This is a genomic window from Streptomyces sp. B3I8, assembly GCF_030816915.1.
Lineage (GTDB): Bacteria > Actinomycetota > Actinomycetes > Streptomycetales > Streptomycetaceae > Streptomyces.
In genome coordinates this window covers 992,820-1,007,210 of sequence record NZ_JAUSYN010000002.1, presented here as the reverse complement: position 1 = coordinate 1,007,210, position 14,391 = coordinate 992,820, and the positions used below count along the sequence as shown (strand labels likewise).

Annotated in this window: 13 protein-coding genes and 1 pseudogene; 4 read left to right on the top strand and 10 right to left on the bottom strand. The window is 74.6% G+C overall.

Going from position 1 to position 14,391, the window contains the following annotated elements; translation table 11 throughout:
• Positions 1-33 precede the first annotated feature (33 nt).
• Positions 34-597, top strand: a complete 564-nt coding sequence (gene fxsA / locus QFZ64_RS06705; RefSeq protein WP_307063330.1) for an FxsA family membrane protein — start codon at positions 34-36, stop codon at positions 595-597.
• Between the two features lie 218 nt (positions 598-815).
• Here fxsA and QFZ64_RS06700 read toward each other — a convergent pair whose 3' ends face one another.
• The 3 genes from QFZ64_RS06700 to QFZ64_RS06690 form a co-directional block, all read right to left on the bottom strand.
• Entirely contained in the window at positions 816-1,190 is a 375-nt protein-coding gene (locus QFZ64_RS06700; RefSeq protein WP_003977404.1) for an RNA polymerase-binding protein RbpA, read from the bottom strand.
• A gap of 452 nt (positions 1,191-1,642) precedes the next feature.
• Positions 1,643-2,410: a glycerophosphodiester phosphodiesterase gene (locus QFZ64_RS06695; RefSeq protein WP_307063328.1), complete on the bottom strand. Its 768-nt coding sequence runs from the start codon at positions 2,408-2,410 to the stop codon at positions 1,643-1,645.
• On the bottom strand, positions 2,407-3,063 hold the full coding sequence (locus tag QFZ64_RS06690) for a YitT family protein (protein ID WP_307063326.1): 657 nt from the start codon (positions 3,061-3,063) through the stop codon (positions 2,407-2,409). Before QFZ64_RS06690 ends, QFZ64_RS06695 begins: the two co-directional genes overlap by 4 nt.
• A 219-nt stretch (positions 3,064-3,282) precedes the next feature.
• Between QFZ64_RS06690 and QFZ64_RS06685 the strand changes: the two genes are divergently transcribed.
• Positions 3,283-4,791 carry a PLP-dependent aminotransferase family protein gene (locus QFZ64_RS06685; RefSeq protein WP_307063324.1) on the top strand — a complete coding sequence of 503 codons (1,509 nt, stop codon included), beginning with the start codon at positions 3,283-3,285 and terminating at the stop codon, positions 4,789-4,791.
• 23 nt (positions 4,792-4,814) lie between these two features.
• Here the strand turns inward: QFZ64_RS06685 and QFZ64_RS06680 are convergent, their stop codons facing one another.
• Positions 4,815-6,422 carry an ATP-binding protein gene (locus QFZ64_RS06680; RefSeq protein ID WP_373430562.1) on the bottom strand — a complete coding sequence of 536 codons (1,608 nt, stop codon included), beginning with the start codon at positions 6,420-6,422 and terminating at the stop codon, positions 4,815-4,817.
• Between the two features lie 35 nt (positions 6,423-6,457).
• Positions 6,458-6,652, bottom strand: a complete 195-nt coding sequence (locus tag QFZ64_RS06675; protein WP_006141523.1) for a hypothetical protein — start codon at positions 6,650-6,652, stop codon at positions 6,458-6,460.
• A gap of 347 nt (positions 6,653-6,999) precedes the next feature.
• Between QFZ64_RS06675 and QFZ64_RS06670 the strand changes: the two genes are divergently transcribed.
• Positions 7,000-7,392: an ankyrin repeat domain-containing protein gene (locus QFZ64_RS06670; RefSeq protein WP_307063320.1), complete on the top strand. Its 393-nt coding sequence runs from the start codon at positions 7,000-7,002 to the stop codon at positions 7,390-7,392.
• 352 nt (positions 7,393-7,744) lie between these two features.
• Positions 7,745-9,166, top strand: coding sequence for a HEAT repeat domain-containing protein (locus tag QFZ64_RS06665; protein ID WP_307063318.1), 1,422 nt, complete (start codon positions 7,745-7,747; stop codon positions 9,164-9,166).
• 501 nt (positions 9,167-9,667) lie between these two features.
• Here the strand turns inward: QFZ64_RS06665 and QFZ64_RS06660 are convergent.
• From QFZ64_RS06660 to QFZ64_RS06640, 5 genes and pseudogenes are all read right to left on the bottom strand, one after another.
• Entirely contained in the window at positions 9,668-10,537 is an 870-nt protein-coding gene (locus QFZ64_RS06660) for a biotin-dependent carboxyltransferase family protein (protein WP_307063316.1), read from the bottom strand.
• Positions 10,538-10,686: 149 nt separating this feature from the next.
• A pseudogene (locus tag QFZ64_RS06655) lies at positions 10,687-11,295 on the bottom strand (allophanate hydrolase subunit 1); the annotation flags it as partial.
• A gap of 8 nt (positions 11,296-11,303) precedes the next feature.
• On the bottom strand, positions 11,304-12,056 hold the full coding sequence (locus tag QFZ64_RS06650; RefSeq protein WP_307063314.1) for a LamB/YcsF family protein: 753 nt from the start codon (positions 12,054-12,056) through the stop codon (positions 11,304-11,306).
• Positions 12,057-12,101: 45 nt separating this feature from the next.
• A complete protein-coding gene (locus tag QFZ64_RS06645) occupies positions 12,102-12,971 on the bottom strand; it encodes a putative hydro-lyase (protein ID WP_307063311.1) in 870 nt (289 codons plus the stop codon).
• Positions 12,968-14,326, bottom strand: a complete 1,359-nt coding sequence (locus tag QFZ64_RS06640) for an MFS transporter (protein ID WP_307063309.1) — start codon at positions 14,324-14,326, stop codon at positions 12,968-12,970. Before QFZ64_RS06640 ends, QFZ64_RS06645 begins: the two co-directional genes overlap by 4 nt.
• Positions 14,327-14,391: the final 65 nt, after the last annotated feature.

Genomic DNA, 14,391 nt, shown 5'->3' with positions numbered 1-14,391 from the left:
CCGTTCTGAGCAGGCCCCAGGCACACTGGAGCCATGACGTCTGGTGCTTCGAGTCCCACGTACCCGGCCCGACCCCGCCGCTCGCGCCTGCGCACCCTCCTGCCGCTCGGCGTCGCCGCGTGGCTGGTGCTGGAGATCTGGCTGCTCCTGCTGGTCGCGGACGCCGCCGGGGGGCTCGCGGTCTTCCTGCTGCTGGTCGCCGGGCTCGTGGGCGGCGCGGCGGTCGTCAAACGGGCCGGGCGCAGGGCGTTCGCCAACCTCAGCGAGTCGCTGCAGCGCGGCGCGCCTCCGCAGAGCGGCGGTGCCAACGGCCTGACGATGCTGGCCGGTCTGCTGATCATGCTGCCCGGCCTGCTCTCCGACGTGGTGGGACTGCTGCTGCTCGTCCCGCCGGTCCAGAAGGCCGTGAGCGCGTACACGGAACGCACGATCGACCGCAAGCTGCGCGCCGCGGTCCCGGGGGCGCTCGGTGACGCGTTCCAGCAGGCTCGGATGCGGCAGCCCGACGGGAAGGTGGTGCCGGGTGAGGTCGTCCGGGACGACGGTCCCGGCAACCCGCACGACGCCGACGGCGATCGGCCGCCGCTCACGGGCTGAACGGGTCGGTGGCGTCGCCACCTGGCGGGCGGGCGGGTTCTCTCCCCCCGCCGCCCCTGCCCTTCCCGTCCCCGGGGCTCCGCCCCCGGACCTCCAGAAGATGCGCAGTTCCCCGCGCCCCTGAAAAAGAAAAAGGCGCGGGCGCCGTACGTGTTTCACGTACGGCGCCCGCGTTTCTGCCTGATGTGCGCCGTGCTACCGCTCGACCCCCGCAGGGATCACGCGGACTTGCGGCTGTCCCGCGGATGAACCGCGATGTTCATCGCACCGGACCGCAGGACGGCCAGCCGCTCCTCGAGGACCTCTTCGAGCTCCTCGCGGGTGCGCCGTTCCATCAGCATGTCCCAGTGCGTACGGGCGGGCTTGGCCTTCTTCTCCTCCGGGCCGTCACCGTCCACCAGGAGTGCCTGGGCCCCGCAGACCTTGCACTCCCACTCCGGCGGGATCTCCGCCTCGACCGAGAAGGGCATCTCGAATCGATGCCCCTTCTCGCATGCGTACTCCACGGCCTGGCGGGGGGCCAGGTCGATGCCGCGGTCCGTCTCGTAGCTGGTCACCACGAGGCGCGTGCCGCGAAGAGCTCGCTCACTCATGAATCGTGCCTCCCGGGCTTGTCGCCCACAGGACAGGTGTCGCTGTCGTCGTCATCCGGTCAACGTCCGGTCGGCGGTAAAGATTCCCGTCCCGTGTCCCGTTTCGGGTCATGCGTCGCCGTCGTAGCCGCAGCCTTGTCTCCCCATGCAGTACCCAACGGCGCCCGGTTTGTCACATCTGCTAGCAGATGTCACCCAGCGTTGCGTCTTCTCTGACGCGCAGTAACGGTACGCCTGGCAGGCCAAACGCGTACACTACCGCCCTTTGGTCCAGAGTGCTAAATCCGGTCGGGGCGGGGTCGCCCGCGTCATCCGTCGTCGGTCGTGAGGAAACCCGCGCAAGAGAGGGCGAATCCGGCGGCGAGGGCGACCGTCGGCGAAACGATCGCGTCATGGTGGCCGCCGGCCGGCGGGGGAACGGTGGCCGGCGTGACGCGATCGGCGCGTCGGCCTCAGGCCCAGGCGCCCCGTTCCTCCAGGACCGCTCGCAGCGTGTCGAGGTGATCGGTCATGATGCCGTCGACGCCGAGGTCCAGCAGCCGGTGCATGCGTTCCGCCTCGTTCACCGTCCACACGTGCACCTGCAGCCCCAGCGCGTGCGCGGTCCGCACGAACCGGGCGTCGACCACGGGCACCCCCGCCTGCCGCTCGGGCACCTGGGCCGCGACCGCCGAACCGCGGACGGCGGCGGGCAGCCCCCAGGAACGCAGCCGCAGGCCGAGCACGCCCCGCGTGCCGTACGACGTCGCCAGCCGGGGCCCGGCCAGCCGCTGCGCCCTGGCCACCCGCGCCTCGGAGAACGAGCCCACGCACACCCGGTCCCAGGCGCCGGTGCGCCCGAGGAGACCGAGCAGGGGGAACAGGGCGGACTCCGCCTTGCAGTCGACGTTCCAACGGACGTCGGGGAACTCCGCCAGCAAATCCTCGAAGAGGGGTACCGGTTCGCCGCCCGCCACACGTGCGCGGGCCACCTCGGCCCAGGGGAGGTCGGCGATCCGGCCGGCGCCTTCGGTCATCCGGTCCAGGGTCGCGTCGTGGAACGCGACGAGCCGGCCGTCGGCCGTGGCGTGCACGTCCGTCTCCAGGTAGCGGTAGCCGGCCGTCACCGCCCGCCGGAACTGGGCGGCGGTGTTCTCCAGGCCGCCGGCGGCCCCGCCCCGGTGGGCGAAGGCGAGCGGTCCGCGGTGGTCGAGGTAGGGGTGGCGTATCGCGGTGGTCACCGCCGCAGTATGGTCCGCCGCGGTTTCCCTCCGGCGACCATGGTGCCGCCCGGGAGTGACGACGGGACGGCGCACAGTCGCAGGAAGAACTGTGCCAGCGGCCCGATGGCCAGCGCGTAGAGCACGGTGCCCACACCTACGGTGCCGCCCAGGGCGAAGCCGGTGGCCACGACCACGACCTCGATGGCGGTCCGCAGCAGCCGGATCGACCGGCCCGTGCGGGTGTGCAGCCCCGTCATCAGCCCGTCGCGCGGGCCCGGCCCGAAGCGGGCGGCGATGTACAGGCCGGTGGCCAGCCCGTTGAGGACCACGCCGGTGGCCGTCATCGGGATCCGCAGCCACAGCGCGTGCACCGGGGGCAGCACGGCGAGCGTCGCGTCCATGGCCAGACCGATCGCGAAGACGTTCGAGACGGTGCCGAGCCCCGGGCGCTGGCGCAGCGGGATCCACAGCAGCAGCACCACGGCGCCCACCGCGATCGTCACCTCGCCGATGGTGAAACCGGACCGCTCCGCGAGCCCTTGGTGCAGCACACCCCACGGCTCCATCCCCAGGCCCGCCGTCACGAGCAGGGCGGAGCTCACGCCGTACAGCGTCAGGCCGGCGTAGAGCTGGATCAGCCGACGCACGAGACGACGGCGCTCCGGCGGCACGGACGGGGCGGGGCCGGCGGGATCGGGGACGGCAGAAGGGACGACGGGAGCAGGAGGGGCGGTGGGTGAAGAGCCGCAGGGCGGGGGGCCCGAGATAGGGACGGACGGCGTGGTCGGCAAGGAAGCCCCCGGGTGGTTGAAGTGGACCGGCGCGTGCCACTCTGTGGCTCGGGGAATCGAACCATCCAGGGCCAATTCCAGGAAGGTGGACCGATCGTCATGGTGAAGTGGACATCCGCGGTCGGCGCGGCACAGCTCGCCCGGCTGCTCGGCTCGCAGGCGGACCGCCCCGCCGGCCCCGGCACCCGCCGCCCGCCCGCCTACCGCGCCCTGGCCGACGGCATCCGGCTGCTGGTCCTGGAGGGCCGGGTCCCGGTCGCCGCCCGGCTGCCCGCCGAGCGCGAACTGGCGCTCGCCCTCTCGGTGAGCCGTACCACGGTCGCCGCCGCCTACGAGGCCCTGCGCGGCGAGGGGTTCCTGGAGTCCCGCAGGGGAGCGGGGAGCTGGACCGCCGTACCCGCGGGGAACCCGCTGCCCGCGCGCGGCCTGGAACCACTGCCGCCCGAGTCGCTCGGCTCGCTGATCGACCTCGGCACCGCCGCGCTGCCCGCCCCCGAGCCCTGGCTCACCCGCGCCGTCCAGGGCGCCCTGGAGGAGCTGCCGCCGTACGCCCACACGCACGGCGACTACCCGGCGGGGCTGCCCGCGCTGCGCGCCATGCTCGCCGAGCGCTACACCGTGCGGGGCATCCCGACCATGCCCGAGCAGATCATGGTCACCACCGGAGCGATGGGCGCGATCGACGCCATCTGCCACCTCTTCGCCGGGCGCGGCGAACGGATCGCCGTGGAGTCGCCCTCCTACGCCAACATCCTCCAGCTCATGCGCGAGGCGGGCGCCCGGCTGGTGCCCGTCGCCATGGCCGAGGGGCTGGCCGGCTGGGACCTGGAGCGCTGGCGGCAGGTACTGCGCGAGGCGGCGCCGCGGCTGGCCTACGTGGTCGCCGACTTCCACAACCCCACCGGCGCGCTGGCCGACGAGGGCCAGCGGCGCCGTCTGGTGGAGCTGGCACGCTCGGCCGGCACCGTGGTCGTCGTCGACGAGACGATGAGCGAGCTGCTCCTCGACGAGGACACCGTGCTGCCGCGCCCGGTGTGCGGCTTCGACCCCGCGGGCTCGACCGTCATCACGGTCGGCTCGGCCAGCAAGGCGTTCTGGGCCGGTCTGCGCATCGGCTGGGTACGGGCCGCGCCGGACGTCATCCGCAGCCTGGTCGCGGCCCGGGCCTACGCCGACATGGGCACCCCCGTCCTCGAACAGCTCGCCGTCAACTGGCTGCTCAGCACGGGCGGCTGGGAGGAGGCGGTCGCGCTGCGGCGCGGCCAGGCCCGGGAGAACCGGGACGCCCTGGTCGCGGCGGTGCGCCGGGAGCTGCCCGACTGGGAGTTCGAGGTGCCGCACGGTGGCCTCACCCTGTGGGTCCGCACCGGCGGGCTGTCCGGCTCGCGGCTGGCCGAGGCGGGGGAGCGGGCGGGCGTCCGCGTCCCCTCGGGGCCGCGCTTCGGGGTGGACGGCGCCTTCGAGGGCTACGTCCGGCTGCCGTTCACCGTGGGCGGTGCGGTGGCCCAGGAGGCGGCGACCCGGCTGGCCGCCGCCGCGCACATGGTGCGCACGGGGGTGCCGGGGACGACGGGGACGACGGAGGCGCCGCGGACGTTCGTGGCGTGAGCCCGCCCGGACGCCCGGAGCGCTCACCCCTCCGCGGCCACCGGCTCCGACGCGGTCCGGGACCCGGTGTCCTTGGTGAGGCGCCCCGCGCCCGCGGGCGCCGTGCGCTCCGGCAGCAGGGCCAGCACTGCCTCGCGCTCCCGCTCGCCGGTGGCGTCGTCGTACGGGTCCGGCGTGGCCGGCACCTGGAGCCGGTGGACCGGGCCGGCGCCGAGCCGGGCGTACCCGCGCCCGGGCGGGACGTCCTTGGTGGGGGTCGTGTGCGGCGGTGCCCCCAGCACCGCCGTGAGCAGGTCGGCGGCGGCCGGTCCGAGGACCACGCGCGCCCGGGTGTGCTGCCGGACCGCGTCCGGCAGCGCGTCGAGGCCGTCGACGTGCTCGGCCACCATCACGGTGACGTTCGCCGCCCGGCCGTGCCGCAGTGGCACCTTGAGCAGTGCCAACGGGTCCTCGTGCCCGCCGCCGGCGGCCAGGTGGCCGAGGACGGCGGGTCGGTCGAGGAGGATCCACAGCGGACGCCGGACGTCGTCCGGCGCCGGCTGTCCGGCCTGCCGGGCCCGGTTCGCGGCGATCAGCCGGCGCTCCGTCTCGTGGGTCGCCCACTGCAGGCTCGCCACCGCCCCCGCGAGCGCGCACTCCACCGCCAGCACGCCGTCGCGCCCGGTCAGGCATGCGTACTCGCCGGTGCCCCCGCCCTCGACGATCACTACGTCGCCGTGCCGGAGCGCCTGGAGGGCGAGCGAGCGCAGCAGGGTCGTCGTGCCGCTGCCGGGCTCGCCGACGGCCAGCAGGTGCGGCTCCGTGGAGCGCGGGCCGGTGCGCCACAGCACCGGCGGCTCGTCGCGCCGTTCCGCGCCGTAGTCCAGGGGGACGGTGCGCGGGACACCGGCGGGGTCGGTGAAGCCGAGCACGAGTTCGCCCGGCGCGGTCACGAAGCGCTGGGCGACGATGTCGGTGGGGAGCGGAGGCAGGACGCTCAGCGTCAACTCGTTGCCCACCTCGTCCCATGTGAAGCGGTATTCGCGGCCCCGGCCTGCCTTGGCCTGCAGCACCTGCTCGATCCGGGCACGCGACTCGGGCTCGCCGTCGGTGAAATACGCCGGGTAACGGATCGTCAGCCCGCGGACCCGGTCCGCCTCGTCGAACTCGTAGCCGGACAGCGCCGCCGTCCAGTCGCCGCCGTGGGTGAAGAGCGGGGAGGGGTCGCCGACGGCCGTGAAGTAGGGGACGAGCGCGTCGTACAGCGCGCGCAGCCGCTCGGCCTGCGCCTCGTCGGGGCCCTCGGACACCGGCGCGGCCTGTCCGCGGCCCTGCCATGCGGCCGCCGCCATCAGTGCCACGACGGCGAGCAGCGGCCCGTAGGGGGCGAGGCCCACCACCAGGAGCACCGCGACGACGAGGAACACCAGCGGTCCGCGCCGGTCCTTCGGTGTCTCCGCCCACCTGCGCCGTCCGGCCGAGGCCAGCCGGCGCAGTCCACGGGCGACCGTGATCAGCGGGTGGAGGACGTCGGTGGCTCCGTCCGCCGCCGTCCGGGCCAGTTCACGGCCGCGGGCGAGCTGAGCGCCGCCCGTGCCGGTGAACCGTGCGCTGCCTCGCGCGAGGATGCGGGGAAGAGGGCGGCGGACCACGGCGTCTCCTGGAGGTGCGGGGCGGTTGAGGGAGGTCAGAAGTTGATTCCGCCGAGGAGGCTCGCCAGGCTCTCGCCGCCCGCTTTGATGCTGGGGGCGATCGCGGTGCTCGCCAGGTAGAAGCCGAACAGGGCCGAGACCGTCGCGTGGGAAGCCTTGAGGCCGTCCTTCCTGAAGAACAGGAAGACGATGATGCCGAACAGGACCACGCCTGAGATGGACAGAATCATTTGAGCTCTCCTGGTTGATGGGGGTGGTCACCACGAGTTCTTCCAGGATCACAGAATGTATCCATATGACAAAAGGTGCAACTGGGTGATCTCCGGGCGTTTCACCTCCCGCATCCTCCTGGTGTTCCCGCCTCGCTCCCCGGCGTCATCCGGGGCGGGCCGCCCGGCCCCCGGGGCGGACGGCTCCTGGTGATCCTCGCCACGACGGACGCCGGTCATGTGCCGGGCGGAGCCAGTACGCTGGCGATTCACCCGTACGGCCGCGCCCCGGCCGCCCGACGGGCCCCCACGGGCACCCCTCACGGGCACCCCCCCACGGACGCAGTGAAGTGAAAGGTGAAGCGGCGATGAGTGAAGCCCCCGACCCGGAGGTCGTGGAGCTCGCGACCAGGATCTTCGACCTCGCCCGGCGGGGCCGGACCGAGGAACTCGTGGATTACGTCGACGCGGGCGTCCCGGCCGACCTCACCAACGACCGCGGCGACTCGCTCGTGATGCTCGCCGCCTACCACGGCCACGCCGGTGCGGTCCGTGCCCTGCTGGAGCGCGGTGCCGAGGCCGACCGCGTCAACGACCGCGGCCAGACCCCCCTCGCGGGGGCGGTCTTCAAGAACGAGCGCGAGGTGATCGAGGTCCTGCTGGCCGCCGGCGCCGACCCGACGGCCGGCACGCCGTCCGCCGCCGACACCGCGCGGATGTTCGGCCGGGCCGAACTCCTCGCGCTCTTCGGCGCCAACTGACGGTAATCTCCTGGCCATTCGGGACGACGGGCACACCGGCCCACACCGTCCCGGACCGGACAGGACGCCGAACGACGGGGGAGGCGGCACGGGGCCGCCGGAAATACGGTCGCGGCAGCAGGACCAGCGGGCCATCATGACGTCGTGATTCACGGACGCGACGGCTGGGCAGGTGTTGCCGCACCGCGCGGACCGTGACCGGTCCGTATGGGCCACCGACGAGAGGCAGAGGAAGATGGTTCACAGCAAGCAAGAGACGGCGGGCGCTCCGACGTGTTGTCACGCGGCCAGGTAACCCAGGCACCACGGTTGCTCCCCGGTTGCGTCGACGCTTGATGTGAGGCTGTTTCCCATGTTCGATCCGGTCATAGCGCCCAGCGGTACGCTGCTCGGCCTCCTCCAGCGGGGCCGCGGCGACGGCACACTGCACGCGCTCACCGCCCCCCGCGCCGAGGCGCTCGCGGCCCTGAACCACTGCGTGCTGCGCGACCCCCGCCACGACTGGCAGGTGGAGAACCGCTCCCTCTACTACGCCCGCCTCTACCTCGACCTGAACGGCGAGCTCGATGCCGTGGAGGCCCACCTCTTCGATCCCGAGGACGTCCTGGACACCGAGGAATCCCGCACCGGGCTCGCCCTCGCCGTCCTCGGCCATCTCGCCTCCTACGGCCGGCGGGACGCCCTCGCCCTGCTGCGCCGCTACGCGGCCACCGGCAGCAACTGGGCCTGGGCCCTGGACGAGCTGGCGCTGCGCGACGACGACGAGGCACTGCGTGCCCTGGCCGCCCCCGTCCTCGCCCGCTTCCCCGCCGATCCCGAGGGCGAGGCCGAACTCGCCGCGGTGGTGCGCGACGCCTTCGAACCCCGGCCCTGGCGGCTGTGGGCCGAGGACCCCCGCACCTCTGTCGCCGCCCGGGTGCGCGCCGCCCAGGAGGCCGGCAGCTTCGACCGCTGGCAGCGCCAGCTCAGGCCCTCCGGGCCCCGCCCCGGCTGGAGCGTGCGGGCCGTGTTCGACTGGGCCCAGCAGGGCCTCGACCGCGGCGCCGCCCTCCATGTGCCCGCCGCGCGCTGCCTGAGCGCCGTGGCCGGGCCCGAGGACCGGGCCGAGATCGTGCACGCCGCCCGCTTCGGCGGCGACGGCGCCCGCTGCACCGCCCTGCGCTATCTGGCCGACGCGGGCGATCCCGGCATCCTCGACCTGGTCGAGGATGCCGTGGCGGACGGCGGCACGCTCGTCGCGGAGGCCGCCGTCGCCGCCTTCGAACGCATGCGCGACGCCGCCGCGGTCCAGCGGGCGCGCGGCTGGGTCCACCGGCCCGACGCGCTGGGCGCCGCCGCCGGGCGGATGCTCGCCTGCCGCGGCGGGGCCGAGGACAAGGAGCTGGTGCTCGCCGCCCTCCGTGAGGCCGTGCGCGGCGAGGGACCCGACGCGCCGACCCTGTGGACCCTCGTCGACGGCGCCGGACGGCTCGGCATCGACTGCGCGGCTCCCGTCCTGCGGCACGTCTACCGCGAGACCGCCTCCTCCCATCTGCGCGGCCGGGCCGCCCGTGCCCTGGCCGCCACCGACCCCTCCTTCGCGACCGGGTTCGCCGTCGAATGCCTGTGGGACTGCGAGGAGACCACCCGCGAAATCGCCGCCCGGCACGCCGAGACCGGCGACGCCCGCGTCGTCGAACGCCTGCGCCGCCTCGCCGCGGACCCGGCGGAGGAGGCCGAGGTCCAGACCGCCGTACGGAGCCGGATCGGACCGGAGGGACACCGGCGGGTGTGAGTCCCGTCAGCCGAGGGGCATCGACGGGTGCGAGCCGAGGGGCTTCTGCGGATGCGAGGTGCAGAGGCCCGTACCCGCTGAGGCGCGAGAGGACCCCGGGGCGGCGGAGGAACCGGCCGCTCATGGGACGTTCTCCGTCAGGAAAGATCCACGTTGACGCGAACACGTCCGGCCCGGGGACCACACCGGTACGCGGCGGGCGCTGTCGCGGCAGGAGGCGCCCGGGCCTTCGCGGACGCGGTGGAGGACGTCCTCGACCGCCCGGAGAACGAGCGCCGCGAGGCGGCACGCGCGCGAGGCCACCCACTTCGACCCGGACCCGGCGGTGAGCGCGTTCCCCGCGGCACACGAGGCACTGCCGACGTGGGCGGCGGAGCCGGTGCACGGGGTGGGATCGACGCCCGGGGCGACGCCCGCGCCGACGGCACTTCCGCCGCCCGGCCGACGGGAGGCGGCGGCCCGGGGCGCCCCGAGCCGCGGGCGGTACCGCCGGGCCGCGCGTCAGCGGTGCCGCACCACCACGAACCGGACCGGCGTACCCGGCGCCGCCTGGGCCGCGGCCGGCAGGTCGGCGGGGTGGACGACCGCGAGGACCGGGTAGCCCCCGGTGGTCGGATGGTCGGCCAGGAACACCACCGGGTGCCCGTCCGGGGGCACCTGCACCGCGCCGAGCACCATGCCCTCGCTGGGCAGTTCCCCGGTCAGCGCCCGTTCCAGGGCGGGCCCCTCCGTGCGCAGTCCGATCCGGTTGCCGGCCGAGGACACGCGGTACGCGCGGGTGGTGAACGTGCGCACCGCGGCCGCGGTGAACCAGTCGTCGCGCGGCCCGAGCGTGACGCGCAGCACCAGTTCGGCCGGCGGCGCCGGCTGCGGACCGACGTCCACGTGGGCGGGAACGCCGACCGGGCGGCCGAGGGGGAGCACCATGCCGGCCGTGAGCGGCGGTGGGCCCAGCCCGGACAGCAGGTCGGTGGAGCGGCTGCCGAGCACCGACTCCACGGCCACCCCGCCCGAGACGGCGACGTAGCTCCGCACCCCGTACCGCGCGGCCCCGACGTCCAGCAGGGAACCGCCCGGCACCCGGAACGGGGCGCCCCAGGGGGCCGGACGGCTGTCCACGGTGACCGGGCAGGGGGCACCGCCGACCGCGACGGAGACCGTCGAGCGGGGGCGCACGGCGCACCCGTCGAGAGTCGTCTCCAGGACGGCGGCGGCGGGCTGATTGCCGACCAGCCGGTTGACGAGCGCGGCGGCCGGCGCGTCCAGGGCACCCGAGCGCGGCACTCCGAGATGGGCCTGCCCGTGCCGCCCGAGGTCCTGCACGGTGGTCAGCGCCCCGGGGCGTACGACGGAGAGCGCGCGGTCGCTCATGACGACCCCGCCGGGTCGCTCCGCCGGCGGCTCACCGGTTCGTGATCCTGGTGGCTCATCGGGTGGTCCTCCCGGTGGCCCGCCTGTTCGTCCTCGCGGTGGCTCACCGGCTCGGTCTCCCGGTGACTGACCGGTTCGTCCTCCCGCCGGCCCACAGGTACGAAGCGCACCCGGGCCCCCGGCGTGAGCAGCGCCGCCGGTACCCGCGCGTGGTCCCACAGGACCGCGTCCGTCGTCCCGATGAGCTGCCAGCCGCCCGGCGACGCGCGCGGGTAGACGCCCGTGTACGGCCCGGCCAGGGCGACCGACCCCGCCGGGACCGCGGTGCGCGGGGTGGCCCGGCGCGGCACGTCGTACCGTTCCGGCAGCCCCGTCAGATAGCCGAACCCGGGGGCGAAACCGCAGAAGGCGACCCGGAAGCCGGCGGCGGAGTGGATCCGCGCCACCTCGGCCGGCGGAACACCCCACAGCGCGGCGACGTCCGGCAGGTCGGGCCCGTCGTACCGGACGGGGATCTCGATGGCCTCCTGTGTCCGCGCGGCGAGCGGCGGCACCTCCCAGCCGGGGAGTTCGGCGGCGAGCCGGTCCGGCTCGTCCAGACCGTCGAGCAAAACCGTGCGCGCGGCGGGCACGATCTCCCGTACCGTCAGCGCGCCCGCGGCCCGGCGGCGGAGCAGCTCCGCGTGGAGGGCCTGGGCCGCGTCACCGGAGTCCAGTTCCACCAGCAGGGCCCGGTCACCGACGGGCAGCGCCCGCACCGGGATCGTCATGCGAACGCCTCCACCCGCACGCCCGCCTCCTCCAGCCGTGCCCGCACCCGGCGGGCCAGCTCCACCGCGCCCGGGGTGTCGCCGTGCAGGCACAACGACCGGGCCCGCACCGGGATCCGACGGCCCGACAGCGCGGTCACCTCGCCCTCACGGGCCAGCCCCAGGGACCGCTCGACCACCGTGTCCGGCTCGGTGACCACCGCGCCGTCCCGGCCGCGCGGCACCAGCGTGCCCTCGTCGGTGTACGCGCGGTCCCCGAACGCCTCGGTGACGGTGGGCAGGCCGGCCTTCGCGGCGGCTTCCAGGAACCGGGAGCCGGGCAGCCCGAGCACCGGCAGCGCGGCGTCGGCGAGGCGCACTCCCTCGACCACGGCCGCCGCCTGCTCCTCGTCGCGCACCACCCGGTTGTAGAGCGCGCCGTGCGGCTTCACGTACGCCACGCGCGCCCCCGCCGCCCGGGCGAACACCTCCAGGGCGCCGATCTGGTAGGCGACCTCGGCGGCCAGCTCGTCGGCCGGCACGTCCATCGCGCGCCGCCCGAAGCCGGCCAGGTCGCGGTAGGAGACCTGGGCGCCGATGCGGACGCCCCGCTCGGCCGCCAGCGCGCACACGCGCCGCATGGTGGCCGGGTCCCCGGCGTGGAAGCCGCAGGCCACGTTGGCGCTCGTGACGACCGACAGCAGTGCCGCGTCGTCGGTGAGCCGCCAGCGGCCGAAGCCCTCGCCCAGATCGGCGTTCAGGTCGATCATGTTCTCTCCTGCTCGGGCCCTGTCCGGGCCCTGTTCTCAGGGTTTTCAGGCTACGCGGTACTGCTCGTCGCGAGCGTCGGTGAGGAACATCTGTCCGGGGGCGTGGGTGAGCGCGAACGGCGGCCGGGAGGCCATGACGGCGGCCTGCGGGGTCACCCCGCACGCCCAGAACACCGGGATGTCGCGCGGCCGCAGGTCCACCGGCTCCCCGAAGTCGGGCCGTGCGAGGTCCCCGATGCCGAGCACCGCGGGGTCCCCGCAGTGCACCGGGCTGCCGTGCACCGCCGGGAGCAGGCTGGTCTCCCGGATCGCCGCCGACAGGTGCTCCGGCTGCACGGGCCGCATCGAGACCACCATCGGCCCGTGCAGCCGCCCCGCCGGACGGCACTGGCGGTCCGTCACGTACATGGGCACGTTGCGGTCCTGCTCGATGTGGCGGAGCGGAACCCCCGCCCCGGTCAGCACCGACTCGAAGGTGAAGCTGCAGCCGATCAGGAACGACACGAGGTCGTCGCGCCAGTACGGCGTCACATCCGTGGGCTCGGCCACCAGATCGCCGTCGCGCCACACCCGGTAGCGCGGCAGATCGGTCCGCAGGTCCGCGCCCTCGGCCAGCACGGTGGCGGGGGAGCCGGCGTCCGTGACGTCGAGGACCGGACAGGGCTTGGGGTTGCGCTGGCAGAACAGCAGGACGTCGTACGCCCAGTCGGCGGGGACGGAGATCAGATTGGCCTGGGTGTGGCCGAAGGCGACCCCGGCCGTGGGACCTGCCAGCCCCTCGCGGAAGCGGGCGCGCGCCGTTTTCGGGCTCCACGCGTGCGCGTGCGCGTCGACCGCCGTCACGGGGCGGTCCTGTGCGCGGGCCGGGGGGCGGTCCCCGGTGCCGGCCGACTGGCGCTCCTGGGTGCGATTCACCGCAGTTCCTTTCCACGCGTCTCCGGGAGCCCCAGCAGCGCGAGCGCCGCGAGGCCGTAGCCGAGGGCGCCGAAGACGAGCGCGCCGCCCACACCCCAACTGTCGGCGAGGTAGCCGACCAGGGTGGGGAAGACGGCGCCGACGGCGCGTCCGGTGTTGTAGGTGAACCCCTGGCCGGCACCGCGCACCGCCGTCGGGTACAGCTCGCTCAGGTACGAGCCGAAGCCGCTGAAGATCGCCGACATGCAGAACCCGAGCGGGAAACCGAGTATCAGCAGAAGGGTGTTGGCGCCGTCGGGGATGTGCGTGTACGCCAGGACGCAGACCGCCGACAGCACGGAGAACAGCCAGATGTTGCGCCGGCGGCCGAGCCGGTCGGTGAGGTATCCGCCGGTCAGATAGCCGATGAAGGCGCCCGAGATGAGGAACGTCAGGTACGAGCCGGTGCCGACCACCGACAGACCGCGGTCCGACTTCAGATACGTCGGCACCCAGGTGGCCAGCGTGTAGTAGCCGCCCTGGACACCGGTGGAGAGCAGACCCGCGAAGACGGTGGTGCGCAGCAGCCCGGGCTCCCGCGCGGTGCCCGGCCGGAAGATCGCGGCGAACGAGCCCTTCCCCTTGTTCTCCCGGCGCGCGGCGGCCGCCTCGGGCGCGTCGTGCACCCGGCTGCGCACCCACAGCACCAGCAGTGCGGGCAGCGCGCCGGTCCAGAACATCACGCGCCAGGCGAGGTCGTCGCCCGCGAAGGAGAACACCAGTGTGTAGACGACGACGGACAGTCCCCAGCCCACGGCCCAGGAACTCTGGATCGCGCCCAGCGTGCGCCCCCGGTGCCGGGCGCTCGCGTACTCGGCGACCAGGATCGCGCCGACCGCCCACTCGCCGCCGAAGCCGAGCCCCTGGAGCGCGCGGAAGAGCAGCAGCGTCTCGTAGCTGGGCGCGAAGCCGCAGGCCACCGTGAAGACGGCGTACGTGACCACGGTGATCAGCAGCGCCTTGACGCGGCCGATCCGGTCGGCGACGACACCCGCGACGGCGCCGCCTACCGCGGAGACCACCAGGGTGACGGTGGTGATCAGTCCGGTCTGGCCGCTGTCCAGGTCGAAGTAGGCGGCCAGCGCCACCATGCTCAGCGGCAGCGTGAAGTAGTCGTAGGAGTCCAGCGCGTAGCCGCCGAACGCGCCCCCGAAGGCGCGCCGGCCGCGCGGTCCGAGCGCGCGCCAGAAGGCGAGAGGGCCGTCGTCGGCGGGCGGGGCCGCGGCGCCGGCGCCGGTGTCAGTGCCGGTTCCGGTGTGGACGCCGGGGCGCGGGTCGGTGGAGGAGGGGGCCCGGGAGGGAGGGGTCGTACTCATGAGCACCTCGCATGAGGGGACGGAGGGTGCGTGGGAACGAGCCGAGCGGTGCGAGCCTGTGCGGC